13 protein-coding genes are annotated in these 14,436 nt (G+C 68.7%); 5 read left to right on the forward strand and 8 right to left on the reverse strand.

What is annotated here, in order from left to right; genetic code table 11:
- Positions 1–145: 145 nt before the first annotated feature.
- Positions 146–358, forward strand: coding sequence for a hypothetical protein (locus G6N75_RS03780; protein ID WP_165346741.1), 213 nt, complete (start codon positions 146–148; stop codon positions 356–358).
- A gap of 38 nt (positions 359–396) precedes the next feature.
- The gene (locus G6N75_RS03785) at positions 397–981 is read left to right on the forward strand and encodes a DUF4136 domain-containing protein (RefSeq protein ID WP_165346743.1); all 585 of its coding nucleotides are present in this window, start codon (positions 397–399) and stop codon (positions 979–981) included.
- Positions 982–991: 10 nt separating this feature from the next.
- On the opposite strand, the gene G6N75_RS03790 is transcribed toward G6N75_RS03785, so the two are convergent.
- From G6N75_RS03790 to G6N75_RS03815, 6 genes are all read right to left on the reverse strand, one after another.
- Positions 992–1,420: a hypothetical protein gene (locus G6N75_RS03790; protein WP_165346745.1), complete on the reverse strand. Its 429-nt coding sequence runs from the start codon at positions 1,418–1,420 to the stop codon at positions 992–994.
- A 7-nt stretch (positions 1,421–1,427) separates the two neighbouring features.
- Positions 1,428–2,717, reverse strand: a complete 1,290-nt coding sequence (locus G6N75_RS03795; RefSeq protein ID WP_165346747.1) for a thioredoxin family protein — start codon at positions 2,715–2,717, stop codon at positions 1,428–1,430.
- A 94-nt stretch (positions 2,718–2,811) separates the two neighbouring features.
- Positions 2,812–4,239: a NapC/NirT family cytochrome c gene (locus G6N75_RS03800; RefSeq protein ID WP_165346749.1), complete on the reverse strand. Its 1,428-nt coding sequence runs from the start codon at positions 4,237–4,239 to the stop codon at positions 2,812–2,814.
- Positions 4,240–4,353: 114 nt separating this feature from the next.
- Positions 4,354–6,324: a cytochrome c3 family protein gene (locus tag G6N75_RS03805; protein WP_165346751.1), complete on the reverse strand. Its 1,971-nt coding sequence runs from the start codon at positions 6,322–6,324 to the stop codon at positions 4,354–4,356.
- 185 nt (positions 6,325–6,509) lie between these two features.
- Entirely contained in the window at positions 6,510–7,826 is a 1,317-nt protein-coding gene (locus G6N75_RS03810) for a coproporphyrinogen III oxidase family protein (protein ID WP_240900920.1), read from the reverse strand.
- Positions 7,827–7,899: 73 nt separating this feature from the next.
- On the reverse strand, positions 7,900–8,973 hold the full coding sequence (locus G6N75_RS03815; protein ID WP_165346755.1) for an AraC family transcriptional regulator: 1,074 nt from the start codon (positions 8,971–8,973) through the stop codon (positions 7,900–7,902).
- Between the two features lie 93 nt (positions 8,974–9,066).
- Between G6N75_RS03815 and G6N75_RS03820 the strand changes: the two genes are divergently transcribed.
- Entirely contained in the window at positions 9,067–10,182 is a 1,116-nt protein-coding gene (locus tag G6N75_RS03820; RefSeq protein WP_165346757.1) for an alkane 1-monooxygenase, read from the forward strand.
- Between the two features lie 267 nt (positions 10,183–10,449).
- Positions 10,450–10,887 (forward strand): Hsp20/alpha crystallin family protein, encoded by a 438-nt coding sequence (locus G6N75_RS03825; protein ID WP_165346759.1) that lies wholly within the window; start codon positions 10,450–10,452, stop codon positions 10,885–10,887.
- Between the two features lie 98 nt (positions 10,888–10,985).
- On the opposite strand, the gene G6N75_RS03830 is transcribed toward G6N75_RS03825, so the two are convergent.
- Both G6N75_RS03830 and putP read right to left on the reverse strand, forming a co-directional pair.
- The gene (locus G6N75_RS03830) at positions 10,986–11,732 is read right to left on the reverse strand and encodes a GNAT family N-acetyltransferase (RefSeq protein WP_165346761.1); all 747 of its coding nucleotides are present in this window, start codon (positions 11,730–11,732) and stop codon (positions 10,986–10,988) included.
- Positions 11,733–11,813: 81 nt separating this feature from the next.
- Entirely contained in the window at positions 11,814–13,289 is a 1,476-nt protein-coding gene (gene putP / locus G6N75_RS03835) for a sodium/proline symporter PutP (RefSeq protein ID WP_240900911.1), read from the reverse strand.
- 74 nt (positions 13,290–13,363) lie between these two features.
- Between putP and G6N75_RS03840 the strand changes: the two genes are divergently transcribed.
- On the forward strand, positions 13,364–14,428 hold the full coding sequence (locus G6N75_RS03840; protein WP_165346763.1) for a patatin-like phospholipase family protein: 1,065 nt from the start codon (positions 13,364–13,366) through the stop codon (positions 14,426–14,428).
- The last annotated feature ends 8 nt before the right edge of the window (positions 14,429–14,436 follow it).

Below are 14,436 nucleotides of genomic sequence, written 5' to 3' on the forward strand. Positions count from 1 at the left end.
ATATAGGGCAAAGACGCGCCTGGCGCGAGCGATTGAATTTTCGCCGCGAGGCGCCATCTAAGGGCATAGGGGCCGCCGGTGGAACCGTTGGCAGGGCGGGCACGAACAAGGCAATGACAACCCGAAAGGCGGAGTAGGGCCAAAAATGAGTGGATACGCACGCAAGGATTTCCCCGCGGATGCGGATTTCGAATTCACGGGCGAGGGCGAGCCGGTCGAACTCCTGCCGGACCTCGGCCGGCGCGAAGCCCAGCGCAGCGGGCCCGGCACCGCCGCCCGGCGCACGCTTGAGGCCCTGGCGGAAAGCCGGCGCCTGAGCCGGGAACTGGCGGACCTCGAGAACTACGAAGACCTGTGACCCGGATGCGGACGAGGGTCGGACCCATGGAGGCAGCGATGAGCAAGAAAACCGCGCGGGCTGTGGCGCTGGCCGCCATGCTGGCGTTCCTGGCCGGCTGCGCCGCCATGGCGCCGAGGGTCACGACCGACTACGACCGCAGCGTGGATTTCAGCCAGTACCGGACCTTTGCCTTCATGGACCGCGAGGAACGCGGCGTGGCCCGCAGCTACGACAGCATCGCCGACCGGCGGCTGATGGCCGCGGTGAGCCGCGAACTGGAAGCCCGCGGCTACCGGCAGGTGGAGGCCGACCCCGACCTGCTGGTGAACTTCGCCGTCGCCACCGAGACCGTCGAGGAAATCGTGTCGGTGCCGAGCCCGGGTTGGCCGGCCCCGTGGGGCTGGCGCTACTACTATTATCCGTGGCCGGCGTACAACTACGACACCTACGTCGATCGCTACGAGCAGGGCACGATCTTCATCGACCTGGTCGATGCCGAGCGCCGGCAGCTCGTCTGGGAAGGCAGGGCGGTGCAGCGCGTCAACAGCGCTACCCGGGAAGACCCGGCGGGCACGCTGGACGCGACGGTGAGCGAGATTTTTGCCGCCTATCCCTTCCGGGCCGGCCCGGCGCCGCGGTAGCCGCGAGCAGTCAGCGCCGGCCGGAGGCGGGGTCGCTGCGCCGGCGCTCGGGCTCTCTTGGCACGATGTCGCAGGCTGCCCCCTCGTGCCGGGTCGCCACCACCCGGTCCGCCTCTACTTCGAAGAACAGCAGGCAGTCGCTGCGGCCTGCCGGCACGAAGCCGGCCGGCCTGCGCGCCGGATCGAGGCGGGCGCCGGGCTCGGCCAGCCGCTCGATCCGGTGGTCCAGTTCGCGTGTGCGCTCGTACACCAGCACGACGCGGCCCGGCTCGGCGGGCAGCGTCCGGAGCGGCGTGCCCCAGGCGTCGAGCAATTCCTCGACCGGCGCGCCCTCCCAGGCCGAGAGATCCCGGACCCACCAGGACTGGGTAGCGCAGCCTGCCAGCAGCGCGAGGATGACGGCGGGCGCGAGGCGGCGCGCGGTGCGGGACGGGCTCATGTCCCGATCATATCAGGCCGGCCCGGCGGCTGATGAGATGGATCACCCAGGTCAGCGCCACGGCGCCGAGCAGCAGCAGGATCGCGATGCCGGCGTTGTTCAGCGCCGTCGGGGCGACCAGCATCAGCGCGCCCAGTCCGAGCATCATCATGCCGGACATCAGCTTCAACAGCCGGCCTTCCGCCTCGCCCAGCTTGCGTGAGCCGAACTTCATCACGAACAGCAGCACGATGATGAGCAGCGGGATGACGTAGATGATGTTGTACAGCACCAGGTACATGTAATAGACGAAGGTATCGGCCTCGCGCAGCGTCAGGATGCGCGTGTAGACCATCGGCAGCCCGGCGGTGCACAGCAGCTCGTAGGAATTGACCACGATCGCCAGCACGGCGGTGCCGGCCAGCATCGCCAGGGTGCTCTTGGCGCCGACCAGGTTGCGCATGCGCTGGTACATGCCCGGTTTTTTCGACTCCGGGATGGACAGCGAGGGCCCGCCCGACTGGAACCAGAAATAGTCCTTGATGTTGATGGCGGCGAGCCCCACCGCGATCACGCCGGCGATGATGGTCACTACCCGCAGCTCGCCGAGCAGCAGGAACACGTTGAGCCACGCGGCCATGAACACGAAATAGATCAGCCCCGAGATCAGGACGAAGGTCCCGCCCACCAGCAGCATGCGGGCGCGGCTGCGCGCGTGCACCATCAGGCTGAGCAGGAACAGCAGCACGAAGAAGGCGCAGGGGTTGAAGGCGTCCAGCCCGGCGATCACCACCGTGAGGATGGGCAGGCCCCATGCCGAGGGGTCGATCATGCCGAGCAGCGGCACCCGCACGCCCATTACTTCGCCGGCCTTCGGCCCGGCGTCGCCGGCGCCCGTGAACATGGCGATGGCGTCCTCCGGGTTGGCGCGGCAGTGCTCCAGGCGCGCCAGCAGCACGGCGCCGGTCGTCTCGGCGTTGTCGAAGCCGGTATGCATGGTGCCGCAGAAGAGGAAGGCGGGCACGCTGCGGGCCTGTTCGCCGATGGCGCGCGCAGTGTCGCGATACAGGATGCCGTGGTCGCGGGTCTTGGTGATCTCGAAGGCGCGCAGGTCGATCCAGTCCCGCGCGTCGAGGCTGGCGACGAAGGGCTTGGCTTCGATGCAGTGCGGGCAGGTGTCGGAGTAGAAGTACCAGACGACGATCTTCGTTTCGCCGTCGGGGCCCGTGCTCAGCCACTCGACTTCAGCACGCGCCGCCGACGCGCAAAGGAGCAGCGCCAGCGCTGCGAGGAACAGGGGCAGGATATTCTTGTACATGCGTGGTCCACTCCGCCGGAGCGCTGCACTTTACTCAGCGCTCCGGCGGCGGGCAATTGTGGCAAGTCCTTGGGAACTTTTCCCCGGCAGCCTGCTACGGGTTGAGCTTCTGCAGGATCTCGGGGTTTTCTTCCCGCGTCGCCAGCACGGTGTGGCAGAGCGAGCAGTTGCGCGAGATGCCCTCGCCCTCGGCTGTCTTGTGCTCGCGGTTGTGGCAGCGGAAGCAGCCCGGCGCATCTTCGCGGCTGCGGATCGGCGGGTGGCCGCTGTGGTCCGGATAGGTGTCCCAGCGCACCCGCATGTGGGGGAACACGTTCCAGCTGAAGATGTCGCCCAGGGCGTCACCGGCCTCGGTGATGGCGGCGGCTTTCTCCACCGCCAGCTCCGGGTAGTTCTCGCGGTAGAAGGTCTCCAGCGATGCGGCCAGCCCGACCCGCGCGTCGTCGTGGGTCTGGTAGTCGGCTTCCTCGATCAGGCGCACGCCCTCGCGCTTGATGAACGGCAGCGTCCGGTCGACCTTGTCGCTCGACAGCATCATGTCGAGCTCCTCGGCCGGCGTGCGGTAAATGTGGGTTGGCCGGTTATGGCAGTCGACGCAGTCCATGGTGCGCCACTCGCCCGGATCCTCGGGCATATTGTCGGCCAGGTAGACCTTGGTGGTCCCGTCGGCCAGCGTCAGCTCGATGTCGTAAACCTCCATCCGGCTCTCGTCGGAGCGATAGCGGATCTGGATGTTGGGATCCACGTGCCAGTGAATACCGGAGGACTCGCGGCCCGCCAGGCCGCCGACCCTGAGCAGGATGGCGCTCTTCAGCTCGGTGTTGACCTCGTCCTCGTCGTAGACTGTCTCGATCTTCAGCTTGTCGCCGACGAATACATAGGGCCAGTGGCACTGCTCGCAGGTGTCGCGCGCCGGGCGCAAATCGTGCAGCGGCGTCTCGATCGGGCGCGGGTAGATATCCAGCGCCACGGCGACCATCTGCCACGCGCCGTCCAGCTTCGACTTCACGAACCAGTCGGCGCCCGGGCCGATGTGGCAGTCGACGCAGCGCACGCGGGAGTGGGGCGAGCGCTGGTGCGCAGTCCACTCCGGCTGCATCACCGAGTGGCAGGCCAGGCCGCAGAAAGCGTTCGAATCCATCACCTCGACGCCCTTGTAGGTGGCGCCCGCGATAACCACGATGTTGACCAGCGTAAGGACCAGGAAGACCACCACCGCCTTGCGGGTGGTCTCCTGGTTGAGGTCGATGACCGGGAACAGCGGCGGCGCCTTGCCCTCCGCCGCCAATTTTGCGGCGCGCTTGCGCTGGCGGTAAATGCCGACCGGGATCAGCAGCAGGCCCAGCACGAAAAACATCGGCAAGATCAGGAAGGTCACGATGCCGAGGTACGGCCCGCCCGAGAAACCGACGGCATGCACGATGAACAGCGCCACGATCAGCGTCAACGAGGCGACGGCGAGTGCCGTGCCGGCCAGGCTGATGGGGTTCCGGGTCAGGGCGGCGAAGAAGTGTCGAGCCATGTTTTTTTCCTCTTGGAGACGAGCGGGGCCCCGCCGACTACTCGGCAGGGCCCCGCGTCCGTCCCTGGGTACAGGCCCGGGCAACCGTCCTGGTCGCCCGGGCGTTTCTTGTCATCAATAGATCAGCAGGGCCGTGAAGATGCCCACCGCCAGCGCCAGGCCGATGGCCACGGCCACGAAGCCCCAGAAGTGGATGCTGCGCATCTGCTCCTTGGTCGGGGCCGGCACGATGTGGTCTTCCAGCGTGCCTTCTTCCACCATCCGCTGGTACTCCAGCGGCCGCTCGTCCTTGAAGCGCTCGATCGGCTGGCTGCCGGTGAAGACCACCGGGTCGAGCGGGAAGCTCTCCGGGCGCAGGTGCGTGTGGAAGAAGTGGAACAGGAAGATGAAGCCGGTGGCCAGCAGGGCTTCCTCGCTGTGCACCACGTACGCGGCGTTCAGCGCCCAGCCCGGCAGCGGCAGGATCTCGGTGAAGAAGTTCGGGAACCAGAGCATCAGGCCGGAGCCGCCGATGATCATCATGCCCCAGAACACCGCCAGGTAGTCGAACTTCTCCCAGTAGGTCCAGCGGTCGCCCGCAGGTCTCGGACCCATGTAGAGGAAGTACTTGAACATGGCGACGATGTCCTTGCCGTCCTTGAGCTGCGGGGTCATGGAGTTCGGCCCCCAGAACAGGCCCTTCTCCCCGGCCGCCAAGCGGCGGATGAGGACGACCAGGTGCCAGACGAAGTAGCCGAAGGTGCCGATCGCCGCCACGCGGTGCAGGAACATCGTGTTCTCGACGCCGCCAAACCAGGCCATCAGCGTGTGGGCCCACGGCGCGTGCGCGAACTTCAGCGGCAGGCCGGTGGCCGCCAGTAGCAGGAAGGTCACGATGATCAGCTTGTGCATGCTGATGTCGCGCTTCTTGAAGCGGCGTACGTAGGTGTTGCTCGGGCTGTGGTGGCCGAGGAACTCGCCCCGCATGTGGCCGACGATCCCGCGCTGCAGCCACAGGATGGCGTGGATGCCGAAGAAGCCGAACACGCCGATCACCAGCGCATGCATCGCCATGGCGATGATGAAGACGTAGAAGTTGTCGTCCGGGCTGTTCGGATTGATATGCGGATTGAAGGAAGCGAAGGCCATGGTGACGTCGCCGTGGCATTCGCCGCACATCGCCTGCAGGTTGTCCGGATGAATGCTCGAGCGCGGATCATCCTGGCCCAGCGTGCTGTGCGGGGTATGGCAGTCCGAGCAGGTTGCGGAGGTGACCAGGCCGAGGTCGGTGGCCTTGCCGTGGAAACCGCCGCGATAGGTGTTGTAAAGGTCGCCGTGGCAGTCGCCGCACTCGTCGGCCATGTGCAGGCGGTCGAGCCCGACCGTCGGGTCCTTGATGGAATGCGACTCATGGCAGTCGATGCAGGTGGCGGTGCTGGTGTCACCGGCCTGCCAGGCGGCGCCGTGGGCGCTGACGTTCAGCCATTCGTCGTAGATATACTGGTGGCAGTCGCCGCACATCTCGGGCGAGTTCTTGAATGAGGTCGGGGACCGCTCGTGCTCGACCGGGAACACCATGTGCCCGCCGTGGCAGGTGCTGCAGGTCGGCGAGGCCGTCAGGCCGGAGCGCAGCAGGCCGCGGCCGTGCACGCTCTCGACGAAGGCGTTGATCAGGTCGCCGCCGCCTTCCTGTCCCCGGTGGCAGTCGCCGCAGACCTGCACCTGCCCGACGGGCGACATCGGCGAGGTCAGGTCGTCATTCTTGAGCATGCTGTGGGCGTCGCCGTGGCAGTCCATGCAGCCCACCTGGTCGGCGTGCACGCTGCGGCCGACGGCCCGCGGCGCCATGGTGTGACACTGGGCGCACATGGCGTCGCCGCTCAGGTCGGCCAGGTCCTCGGCCTTGTGCCGCGGGCTGGTGACGTTGGTATGGCAGTCCTTGCAGGCGACGTCCGCGTGCGCGGTCGAGTCGAACTGCACGTCCTTATGGCACATCCCGCAGCGGATTTCGCGCTCCTGGGCGTCGGCCGTTGCGGCGCCGAAAGACAGCACGGCCGCGAGCACCAGGCCGCACAGCAGGGCAGGAAGGGAAAGTTGTCTGGCCATTGTTCAAACCCCGATGGCGCGGTCGGCTGACCGCGGGGCGTCCTCGCGGGACGCATCCTGTTGATGTTCGGCCGCCCCAAATTCGGCCGAGCCTTCAAGCGGCAGCGTCCGCAAATGTCGGATTTGCAGACGTTTACCTCAGGCGGGGTCAATTTTGCGCGGTGCGGGGGACGCCGCAATCAGGGTCAATGCGTACCCGGGGGGCGCAGTTCCGGCGTCGGGAGGCGGGTCTCCAGGGGGCCCGGGGCATCCAGCTCTTCCCGGATGGTGTGGCGCATCAGGTCGCGGAAATCCGACACGGCCATGAAGAACTCGCGCATGATCAGGATCCAGACGCGCATGCCGTAAGGTGTCAGGACCAGTCGGTCGCCCTCGTCCCGTACCGCGCCCATCAGCTTCAGGCCGAGAATCTCCGGCGCCAGCTTCCAGAAAAAGCCGGGGTAGCGCTTCTCCGCCACGGCCTTGTCCAGCGTCAGGCCGAAGAGGTTCATGAGCATGAAGTAGCGGAGCCGGTCCCGGCTGGTCAGCGGCTGGCGGCGGCTGATGCCGAAGCGGCCGCTCTCGACCTGGCGGTTGTAATGGTTCAGCGAGAAGGTGCTGGAGTAGAGGATGCCCTCGAGATAGCTCATGGCGCCGCTGCCGAGGCCCAGGTACTCCTCGTTCTCGATGATGTACTCGTCCACCGTGCCGCGCTTGCGGTTGAAGCACCAGGCCGAGGAGGGCTGGTAAGCGTCCGGCAGCGCGTCGAGGATCAGCCGGTACATGTGGCCCTCGCGGTCGAAGTCCACTTCGCCCATGGTCTTGCGCATCTTGCGGATGGTGCTCTCGGCGCTCATCAGCGGGTAGAAGGTGGCCTGGCTGACCCCGAGCTCCCGCGTCAGGCGGTCGATGTCCCGGAGCAGCGAGGCCTCGTCCTGGTAGGGCAGGTTGAAGATCATGTCGGCGTTGAGCGTCTCGAAGAAGCCGTCGGCCTGCTCCAGGCGCTTCATCACCTCGGCCGCCGAGCCGTACTTCTCGTACCGGTCCATCTGCTTCAGCAGCTCGTCGTCGAGGCTCTGGATGCCGACCGAGACCCGGGTCACGCCGGCATCCCGCATCCGGGACATGACCTCGGGGCGGAGGTCGTCCGGGTTGGTCTCGATGGAAATGCTCTCGATCGGGCTGAGCCGGCGCAGCAGCTCCAGGGTCTCGGCCAGCTCGGCGGGCATCACCGTCGGGGTGCCGCCGCCGACGTAGACGTCCTTGAAGCGGTAGCCCGCCTCGTGCGCCATGCGGATCTCCTGGCGCAGGGTGCGGAAATAGCGCAGCGTCTTCTGCTCTTCGAAGCAGACCCGGTGAAAAGAGCAGAAAGGGCAGAGCACGGTGCAGAAGGGCACATGCAGGTACAGCATGTACTTGCGCGAGGTGTCCGGCGGCGGCAGCGACTCGCTGGGCTGTGGCCGCGCAAAGCGCGTCAGCCTCCGGCTGTTGTGCCGGAAGCCCGCGGTCAGCAGGCGATCCATGATGCTCAAGGCGACGGCGCTCCCGGGCGTCGGGGTCGGACACGAAAGGGGGCAATGTTAGCGCAGTTGGGTCTCATTTCGGGTGCGTATTCGTCGGCGCCCCTGTACCCGGAGCCAGTGCGCCATGGCGCCGCCGCCAGCCGCCGGGCGTTTCTCCCGTCCAGCGCCGGAACGCGTGCGACAGGTTGGCGGCGTCGCTGAAGCCCGTGCGGGCGGCGATCTCCTCCAGCGGCAGGCCGGTGTTTTCCAGGTAGCCCGCCACCAGCCCGAAGCGCATCTCGTCCGCCAGCGCCCGGAAGCTGGTCCCTTCCTCCGCCAGCTTGCGGCGCAGGCTGCGCCGGGACAGACCGAGCTGCCGGGCGGACTCGTCCTGGCTCGGCAGCCGGCCCGGGTGGGCCAGCAGCAGCCGGCGCAGCCGCGTGGACAGCCCGCCGGCCGGGGACAGTCCCTCCAGCAGGCGCTGGCACTGCGCTTCGGCCGCGGCGGCCGTGACCGGATCGCCCCCGGGCAGCGGCTGGTCGAGGGCACCGGCGTGCACCCGGAGGGCGTGCCGGGCCGCCCCGAACACGGGCTGGCAGCCGAAGACGCTGGTGTACTCGGCGGCCCAGGGCGGGGCGGGGTAGGCGAACTCGACCCCCGCCAGGCCCTCGCGCCGGCCCGTGAGGTCCTCGAACAGCGTGGCGGCCGCGGCCGCATCCCGTTCCACCAGGAAAGTCTCCAGCTCCCCCAGCGGGAACGCCGGCTGCATCACCAGGGCGGCCTCCGCTCCGGCGCGCTCGAAATGCCAGCGGAGGAAGGTATGGGTCAGGTCGATGTACTGCAGGCCGAGGCGGATGGCGCTCGCCAGCGTCGGGCTGGCGGCCAGCGCCAGGCCCCAGAAGCCGAACACCGGGAAGCGATGGCCGCGGCCTGCCAGCAGGCCGAGACCGGGGCGCCCCGAGGCCGAGACGGCCCGGCGAATGAAGGCGATCTCTCGCTCGACGGGAATGGGCTGGCTGCCGGCGGTCGCCTGCTCCGCCAGCCCGCAGTCACGCAGCAGCGGGGCCGGGTCCACGCCGAGGTCCTGCAGGGTGCGCGTCAGCACGACCACGCCCGCGGCCGGGTGGCGCAGGCCGGCGGGCAAGGGCGGGGCGGCCAGAGGCAACATGGGGCTCCCGGATGACATCTTGGCCGAAATTAACAAAATACTTGCCGGTGCGGAACAATGCGCACCCGCCGGAGACGACGGCAACATGAGGCCATGGCGACCAATTCCGCTGCAATCTGTTCCTGGACCGACCGCCGCCGCTACTGGTGGCTGGTTTCCCTGGCGATGCCCATGCTGCCGCTGGCCGGGCTGGCCGCCTGGCTCGCGGGCGGCGGCGAGGCCTGGCTCTGGCTCACCGGCGTGGTGCTCTACGGCGTCGTGCCGCTGGCCGACCACCTGCTCGGCGAAGACGCGAGCAACCCCCCCGAGGCGCTCGTGCCCGAGTTGGAGCAGGACCGCTGGTACCGCTGGCTGACCTGGGCCACCGTGCCCGTCGTCTGGCTGACCGTGGCGGTCGCCGCCTGGGCGGCCGTCGAGGGCGGGCTGAGCCTGTTCGGCTGGCTCGGGCTCGCCCTGTCTGCCGGCTGGGCCAGCGGCGCCGGGATCAACGTCGGCCATGAGCTGGGCCACAAGAAAGGCGCTCTCGAGGTCTGGCTGGGCCGGCTGGCGCTGGCCCCGTCCTGCTACGGCCACTTCATCGTCGAGCACGTGCGCGGCCACCACCGCGACGTCGCGACGCCCGAGGACCCGGCTTCGTCGCGGCTCGGTGAGAACTACTACTGCTTCATGACCCGCGAGATCCCCGGCGCCTTCCGCCGCGCCTGGGAACTCGAGCGCGAGCGGCTGGCCGCGCAGGGACGCAGCCCCTGGCATCCCGCCAACCACAACCTGCAGGCCTGGGCGCTCAGCGTGGTGTTCTGGGGGCCGCTGCTCGCCTGGCTCGGGCCGGCGCTGTTGCCGTTTCTCCTGGTCCAGGCCGCGTTCGCCTACAGCCTGCTGTCGGCCGCCAACTATGTCGAGCACTACGGGCTGAAGCGGCTGCGGCGCGCCGACGGCCGCTACGAGCGCTGTGCCCCGCGCCACAGCTGGAACTCCAACCACGTCGTTTCCAACCTGCTGCTCTACCAGCTGCAGCGCCATTCCGACCACCACGCCTGGCCGGCGCGGCGCTACCAGAGCCTGCGGCACTTCGACGAGGCGCCGCAGCTGCCGACCGGCTACTACGGCATGTTCCTGCTGGCCATGGTCCCGCCGCTGTGGCGCCGGGTGATGGACGCGAAGGTGCTGGCGCACGCCGAGGGTTGCGAGGCGCGGATCAACCGCGGCTGAGGCGTGACCTCGGCCCGGGAAGGATCTCCGCGCCGTATCAGACCTAAGCTGCTGTTTAGTTTGATGCTGTCGGCGGGGTAGCGCGTCGTTGCCGAGCCTTGCGTCAATCCGCAGTTTCCGCCATGGCCGCACGATGCCGGCGCACTAGGTTTTGGAGGTCGGGGAGACATCTGTTGGCACGAACTCCAAATGGAGGTGATGAACATGTCGACGGTACGTGAAACGACCCCGAAGGTATCGGGGAAGGGCTCGAGGAGCGTCGCGCGGATGAGCAAGCCGCTGCTCAGCATGGAAGACTTCATCGAGAACCTGTTCTCCAGGTCGCTGATGGAGCCCATGGGCTGGAGGCGTCCGCTGCTGGCCGAACTGGAGGACTTCGAAATGAAGTTCCCGCGGATCGACATGGTGGATCGCGACAGCGAGCTGCTGGTCAGGGCCGAACTCCCCGGGGTGAAGAAGGACGAGCTGGAGATCACCGTGGCCGATGATTTCCTGACCATTGCGGTCAATCGCGAAGTGTCGGAGAAGGAATCCTCCGAGCACTTCTTCCGGGCCGAGATGTCCCGCGGTGCCATGGAGCGGACGATTCCGCTGCCGGTGGATGTCGTGGGCGACAAGGCCAAGGCTGAACTGAAGGACGGCGTCCTCGAACTGGTCATTCCGAAGGCCACCAAGGTCAGCCGCCACAAGGTGGACGTGCGCTAGCTATCCCCCGCCGGCGCACGGGGGTCGCCGCCCGGGCGGCCCCGCGGCCGGGACGGCGCAAGGCCGTCCCGGCCGTTTTCCGTGCGGGGGGATCTTGGTCAGTCGCCGCGCGACCGGGCCGGTGCGCGCTTGCGGTCCTGGCGCTGCAGGGTTTCGAGCAGGGCCTTGGAGCCTAATGATTGCAGCCGCTTTTCGGCTTCGGCCAGCGGCAGCAGCACGCCGTCCTCAGCCATGCGCTTGAACAGGTGGGCCACCGCCGCGGCGTTGCGCGCCAGCTGCGCCATCAGCGGGTCGCCCAGCTGCGGCACGGCGAAGCGGAACAGCAGCGTGTCGCCGTCGCGGTGGAAACCGCCGGCCGGCACGTACGGCTCGAGCAGTCGCCGCATGCGCGTGTTGTCCGCCTGCAGGCGTCCCTCGGCCCACGGAATGCGGCGCTCGCCCATCATGGCCAGCAGCCGGTGCAGCAGGATGCGGCCGAGGCCCATGCCCTGCCAGCCATCGACGATGGTGATGGCGATCTCCGCCGCGGCCGGGTCCTGGGGGTTGCGCACGAAGCGCGCCATGCCGATGCCGGCCTCTTCCTCGCCCATGGCGTCGAGCTGCACGGCGAGGATACCCCCATGGTGCTCGTCGGCCGGTGACAGGATGGCGTCGATCTCGGCCTCGGTCAGCCGCATCTTGGGGTAGAACCAGCGCTGGATGCGGCTTTCCATGGAAAGCCGTTCGAAAGCCTGGACCAGCCCGTCGCGATCGCCGGGCCCGACCAGGCGCAGGCGCATCTGGGTCCCGTCGGGCAGGACCAGCTGTTCCTGGTAAGCCTCGCTGAAGAGGCGGTCGGGCTGCATGGCGGCCCCCTCGGTTGAATTATTGGGTCTGCTGCAATGCAGCATAGCACAGGTGGGCCGGGAATGCGGCCAGGTAGGTATTTACCGAGAGCGCAGGGATTCCGGCAGGGGGACGGGCGGGCCGATCCGGCCGAAGATCGCCACCGCCATGGCGGAAAACAGCACGCCGGGGACGATTTCGTAGAGATCGAAAATCCCGCCGGAGAGAGACTTCCAGGTCACCACCGTAATGCCCCCGGCCAGGATGCCGGCATAGGCGCCGGCCAGGCTCATGCGCCGCCAGTAGAGCGAGGCCAGCAGCGTGGGGCCGAAGGAGGCGCCGAAGCCGGCCCAGGCGTAGGCGACGAGATCCAGCACCTTGCTCTCGGGGTCCAGCGCCAGCACGAACGCGCCGATGGCGATCACGATGACGGCGAGGCGGCCGATCCAGAGCAGCTCGCCGGGCGCGGCGGTCGGCCGGAGGAGGTCGCGGTACAGGTCCTCGGACACCGCGGAGGAGGCGACCAGCAGCTGCGAGTCCGCGGTCGACATGACGGCCGCCAGGATGCCGGCCAGGCAGATGCCGGCCACCACCGGGTGGAGCAGGGCCGCGGCCATGGCCATGAACACCTTCTCGGTGTCGGCGCCCTCCAGGGCGGGCGACAGCCAGGCGGCGCCGGTGAGCCCGACGACCAAGGCGGCGCCGAGGGCGATGATCACCCAGCCGACCGCGATGCGCCGGGAAGCCACCAGTTCGTCGGCCGAGCGCACGGCCATGAAGCGCGCGAGGATGTGGGGCTGGCCGAAATAGCCCAGGCCCCAGCCGAGCAGCGACACCACGGCGATGAGGGTGAGCGGGGCCCCGGCGGTGTCCGTGAAGGCGCTGAGCAGGGCCGGGTTGCGCTCGGCCAGCCCGGCAGCCAGGCCCTCGAAGCCGCCCGCTGCCGCCACGCCGAAGCAGGCCACCAGCACCAGCGCGACCAGCATCAGCATGCCCTGCAGGGCGTCCGTCCAGCTGACGGCCAGGAAGCCGCCGATGAAGGTATAGGTGAGCACGGCGCCGGCGCCGGCAGCCACGGCCCAGGTGTAAGGCAGGCCGAACACCGCCTCGAACAGCTTGCCGCCGGCTACCAGCCCGGAGGCCGTGTAGAAAGTGAAGAACAACAGGACCACGGCGGCGCCGAGCAGCCGCAGCAGGCCGTGCGGGTCGGCGAAGCGCCGTTGCAGGTATTCCGGCACGGTGAGTGCGTCCCCGTAGGCTTCAGTCGCCTGCCGGAGGCGGCGGGCCGTGAACCGCCAGTTGAGCCAGGTGCCGGCCAGGAGGCCCAGTACCAGCCACATCGACTCGAGCCCTGCGACGTAGGCGTAGCCGGGGAGCCCCAGCAGCAGCCAGCCGCTCATGTCGGAGGCCTGGGCGGACAGCGCAGTGGTCCAGCGGCCGAGCCGGCGGCCGCCGAGGATGTAGTCGCGGAGGTTGGCAGTGCTGCGCCAGGCGACGATGCCGATCGCCAGGACCACCAGCAGGTAGACGATGAAGGTGAGGTTGACGGCGGGGCCGGTCTCGATCATCCGGCGCATGTTAGCAGGGGACAGTCCCCAGGACATGTCCTGGGGACTGTCCCCAGACGCGTGCGGGCCTTATCCTTCGCTGCATGGCAGCAACGGCACTCCGCATCCTGGCCGGCCCGACCGCGCTGCAGAGCCTGCGCGAGGAGGGGTACCAGCCCGATGGTTTTTCGGTCATGGCCGGGGCCTCAGGCAGCGCGAAATGGTTCGCCATCGGCGGGCTGGACCGGGCCCTGGTCACCTATTTCACGGCCCGCCGCCGCTCGCCGCTGTTCCTGATCGGGTCATCCATCGGCGCCTGGCGGTCCTGCTGCCACGCGCTGCCGGACCCGCTCGGAGCGCTGGACCGGCTCGAGGAGGCCTACCTGGAACAGAGCTACAGCGCCGACCCGACTGCGGCCGAGGTCACGGCCACCAGCCGCGGCATCCTGGAGCAGGTGCTCGGGCCCGAGGGGCCCCGCCAGATCCTGGCGCATCCGCTGTTGCGCCTGAACATCGTGGCGGTGCGGGCGCGCCATCTCGCCGCCTCGGAAAGGCCCCGGGTACAGCAGCTGGGCCTGGGGGTCGCGGCGCTGGGCAACCTCGTCTCGCGGGGAACGCTGGGCCTGACCTTCGAGCGGGTCCTGTTCCACGACCCGCGCGGCCTGGCCCCATTCGCCGATCCCGGCATCCTCCCCGCCGCACTGGTGCCCCTCACGCCGGACAACCTCCAGCCGGCCGTGCTCGCTTCCGGGGCGGTGCCGCTGGTGCTCGAGGGCGTAGCGGACATCCCGGGGGCCGCGCCAGGCATCTACCGGGACGGGGGCATCGTCGACTACCACTTCGACAGCCCGCTGTCGGGGGACGATGGCCTGGTGCTGTATCCTCATTTCTACCCGCACCTGGTCCCGGGCTGGTTCGACAAGCTGCTGCCGTGGCGCCGGGCCGGGGGCGAGTCACTGGACCGCACGGTGCTGCTGTGCCCGACGGAGGCCTTCGTGGCCGGCCTGCCGGGCGGCAAGATCCCGGATCGCAAGGATTTTGCCGCTTTCGACACCGCGGAGCGGCAGCGGCGGTGGCGGCTCGCCATTGCCGCCGCCCGGCGCCTCGGCGACGAGTTCGCGGAGCTGGTGGAAACGGGCCGGCTGCCGGACCGGGCGGAGCCGCTATAATCGGACGA

It is taken from the genome of Thioalkalivibrio sp. XN8, assembly GCF_011058255.1.
Classification (GTDB): Bacteria; Pseudomonadota; Gammaproteobacteria; order Steroidobacterales; family XN24; genus XN24.

What these genes read in the sequence shown, in the direction of transcription:
- G6N75_RS03805 (WP_165346751.1), bottom strand. Translation starts at nt 6,324, where the DNA reads ATGGCCAGACAACTTTCCCTTCCTGCCCTGCTGTGCGGCCTGGTGCTC.
- G6N75_RS03815 (WP_165346755.1), bottom strand. Translation starts at nt 8,973, where the DNA reads ATGTTGCCTCTGGCCGCCCCGCCCTTGCCCGCCGGCCTGCGCCACCCG.
- G6N75_RS03840 (WP_165346763.1), top strand. Translation starts at nt 13,364, where the DNA reads ATGGCAGCAACGGCACTCCGCATCCTGGCCGGCCCGACCGCGCTGCAG.
- G6N75_RS03780 (WP_165346741.1), top strand. Translation starts at nt 146, where the DNA reads ATGAGTGGATACGCACGCAAGGATTTCCCCGCGGATGCGGATTTCGAA.
- G6N75_RS03830 (WP_165346761.1), bottom strand. Translation starts at nt 11,732, where the DNA reads ATGCAGCCCGACCGCCTCTTCAGCGAGGCTTACCAGGAACAGCTGGTC.
- G6N75_RS03785 (WP_165346743.1), top strand. Translation starts at nt 397, where the DNA reads ATGAGCAAGAAAACCGCGCGGGCTGTGGCGCTGGCCGCCATGCTGGCG.
- G6N75_RS03800 (WP_165346749.1), bottom strand. Translation starts at nt 4,239, where the DNA reads ATGGCTCGACACTTCTTCGCCGCCCTGACCCGGAACCCCATCAGCCTG.
- putP (WP_240900911.1), bottom strand. Translation starts at nt 13,289, where the DNA reads ATGCGCCGGATGATCGAGACCGGCCCCGCCGTCAACCTCACCTTCATC.
- G6N75_RS03790 (WP_165346745.1), bottom strand. Translation starts at nt 1,420, where the DNA reads ATGAGCCCGTCCCGCACCGCGCGCCGCCTCGCGCCCGCCGTCATCCTC.
- G6N75_RS03825 (WP_165346759.1), top strand. Translation starts at nt 10,450, where the DNA reads ATGAGCAAGCCGCTGCTCAGCATGGAAGACTTCATCGAGAACCTGTTC.
- G6N75_RS03810 (WP_240900920.1), bottom strand. Translation starts at nt 7,826, where the DNA reads ATGGATCGCCTGCTGACCGCGGGCTTCCGGCACAACAGCCGGAGGCTG.
- G6N75_RS03820 (WP_165346757.1), top strand. Translation starts at nt 9,067, where the DNA reads ATGGCGACCAATTCCGCTGCAATCTGTTCCTGGACCGACCGCCGCCGC.
- G6N75_RS03795 (WP_165346747.1), bottom strand. Translation starts at nt 2,717, where the DNA reads ATGTACAAGAATATCCTGCCCCTGTTCCTCGCAGCGCTGGCGCTGCTC.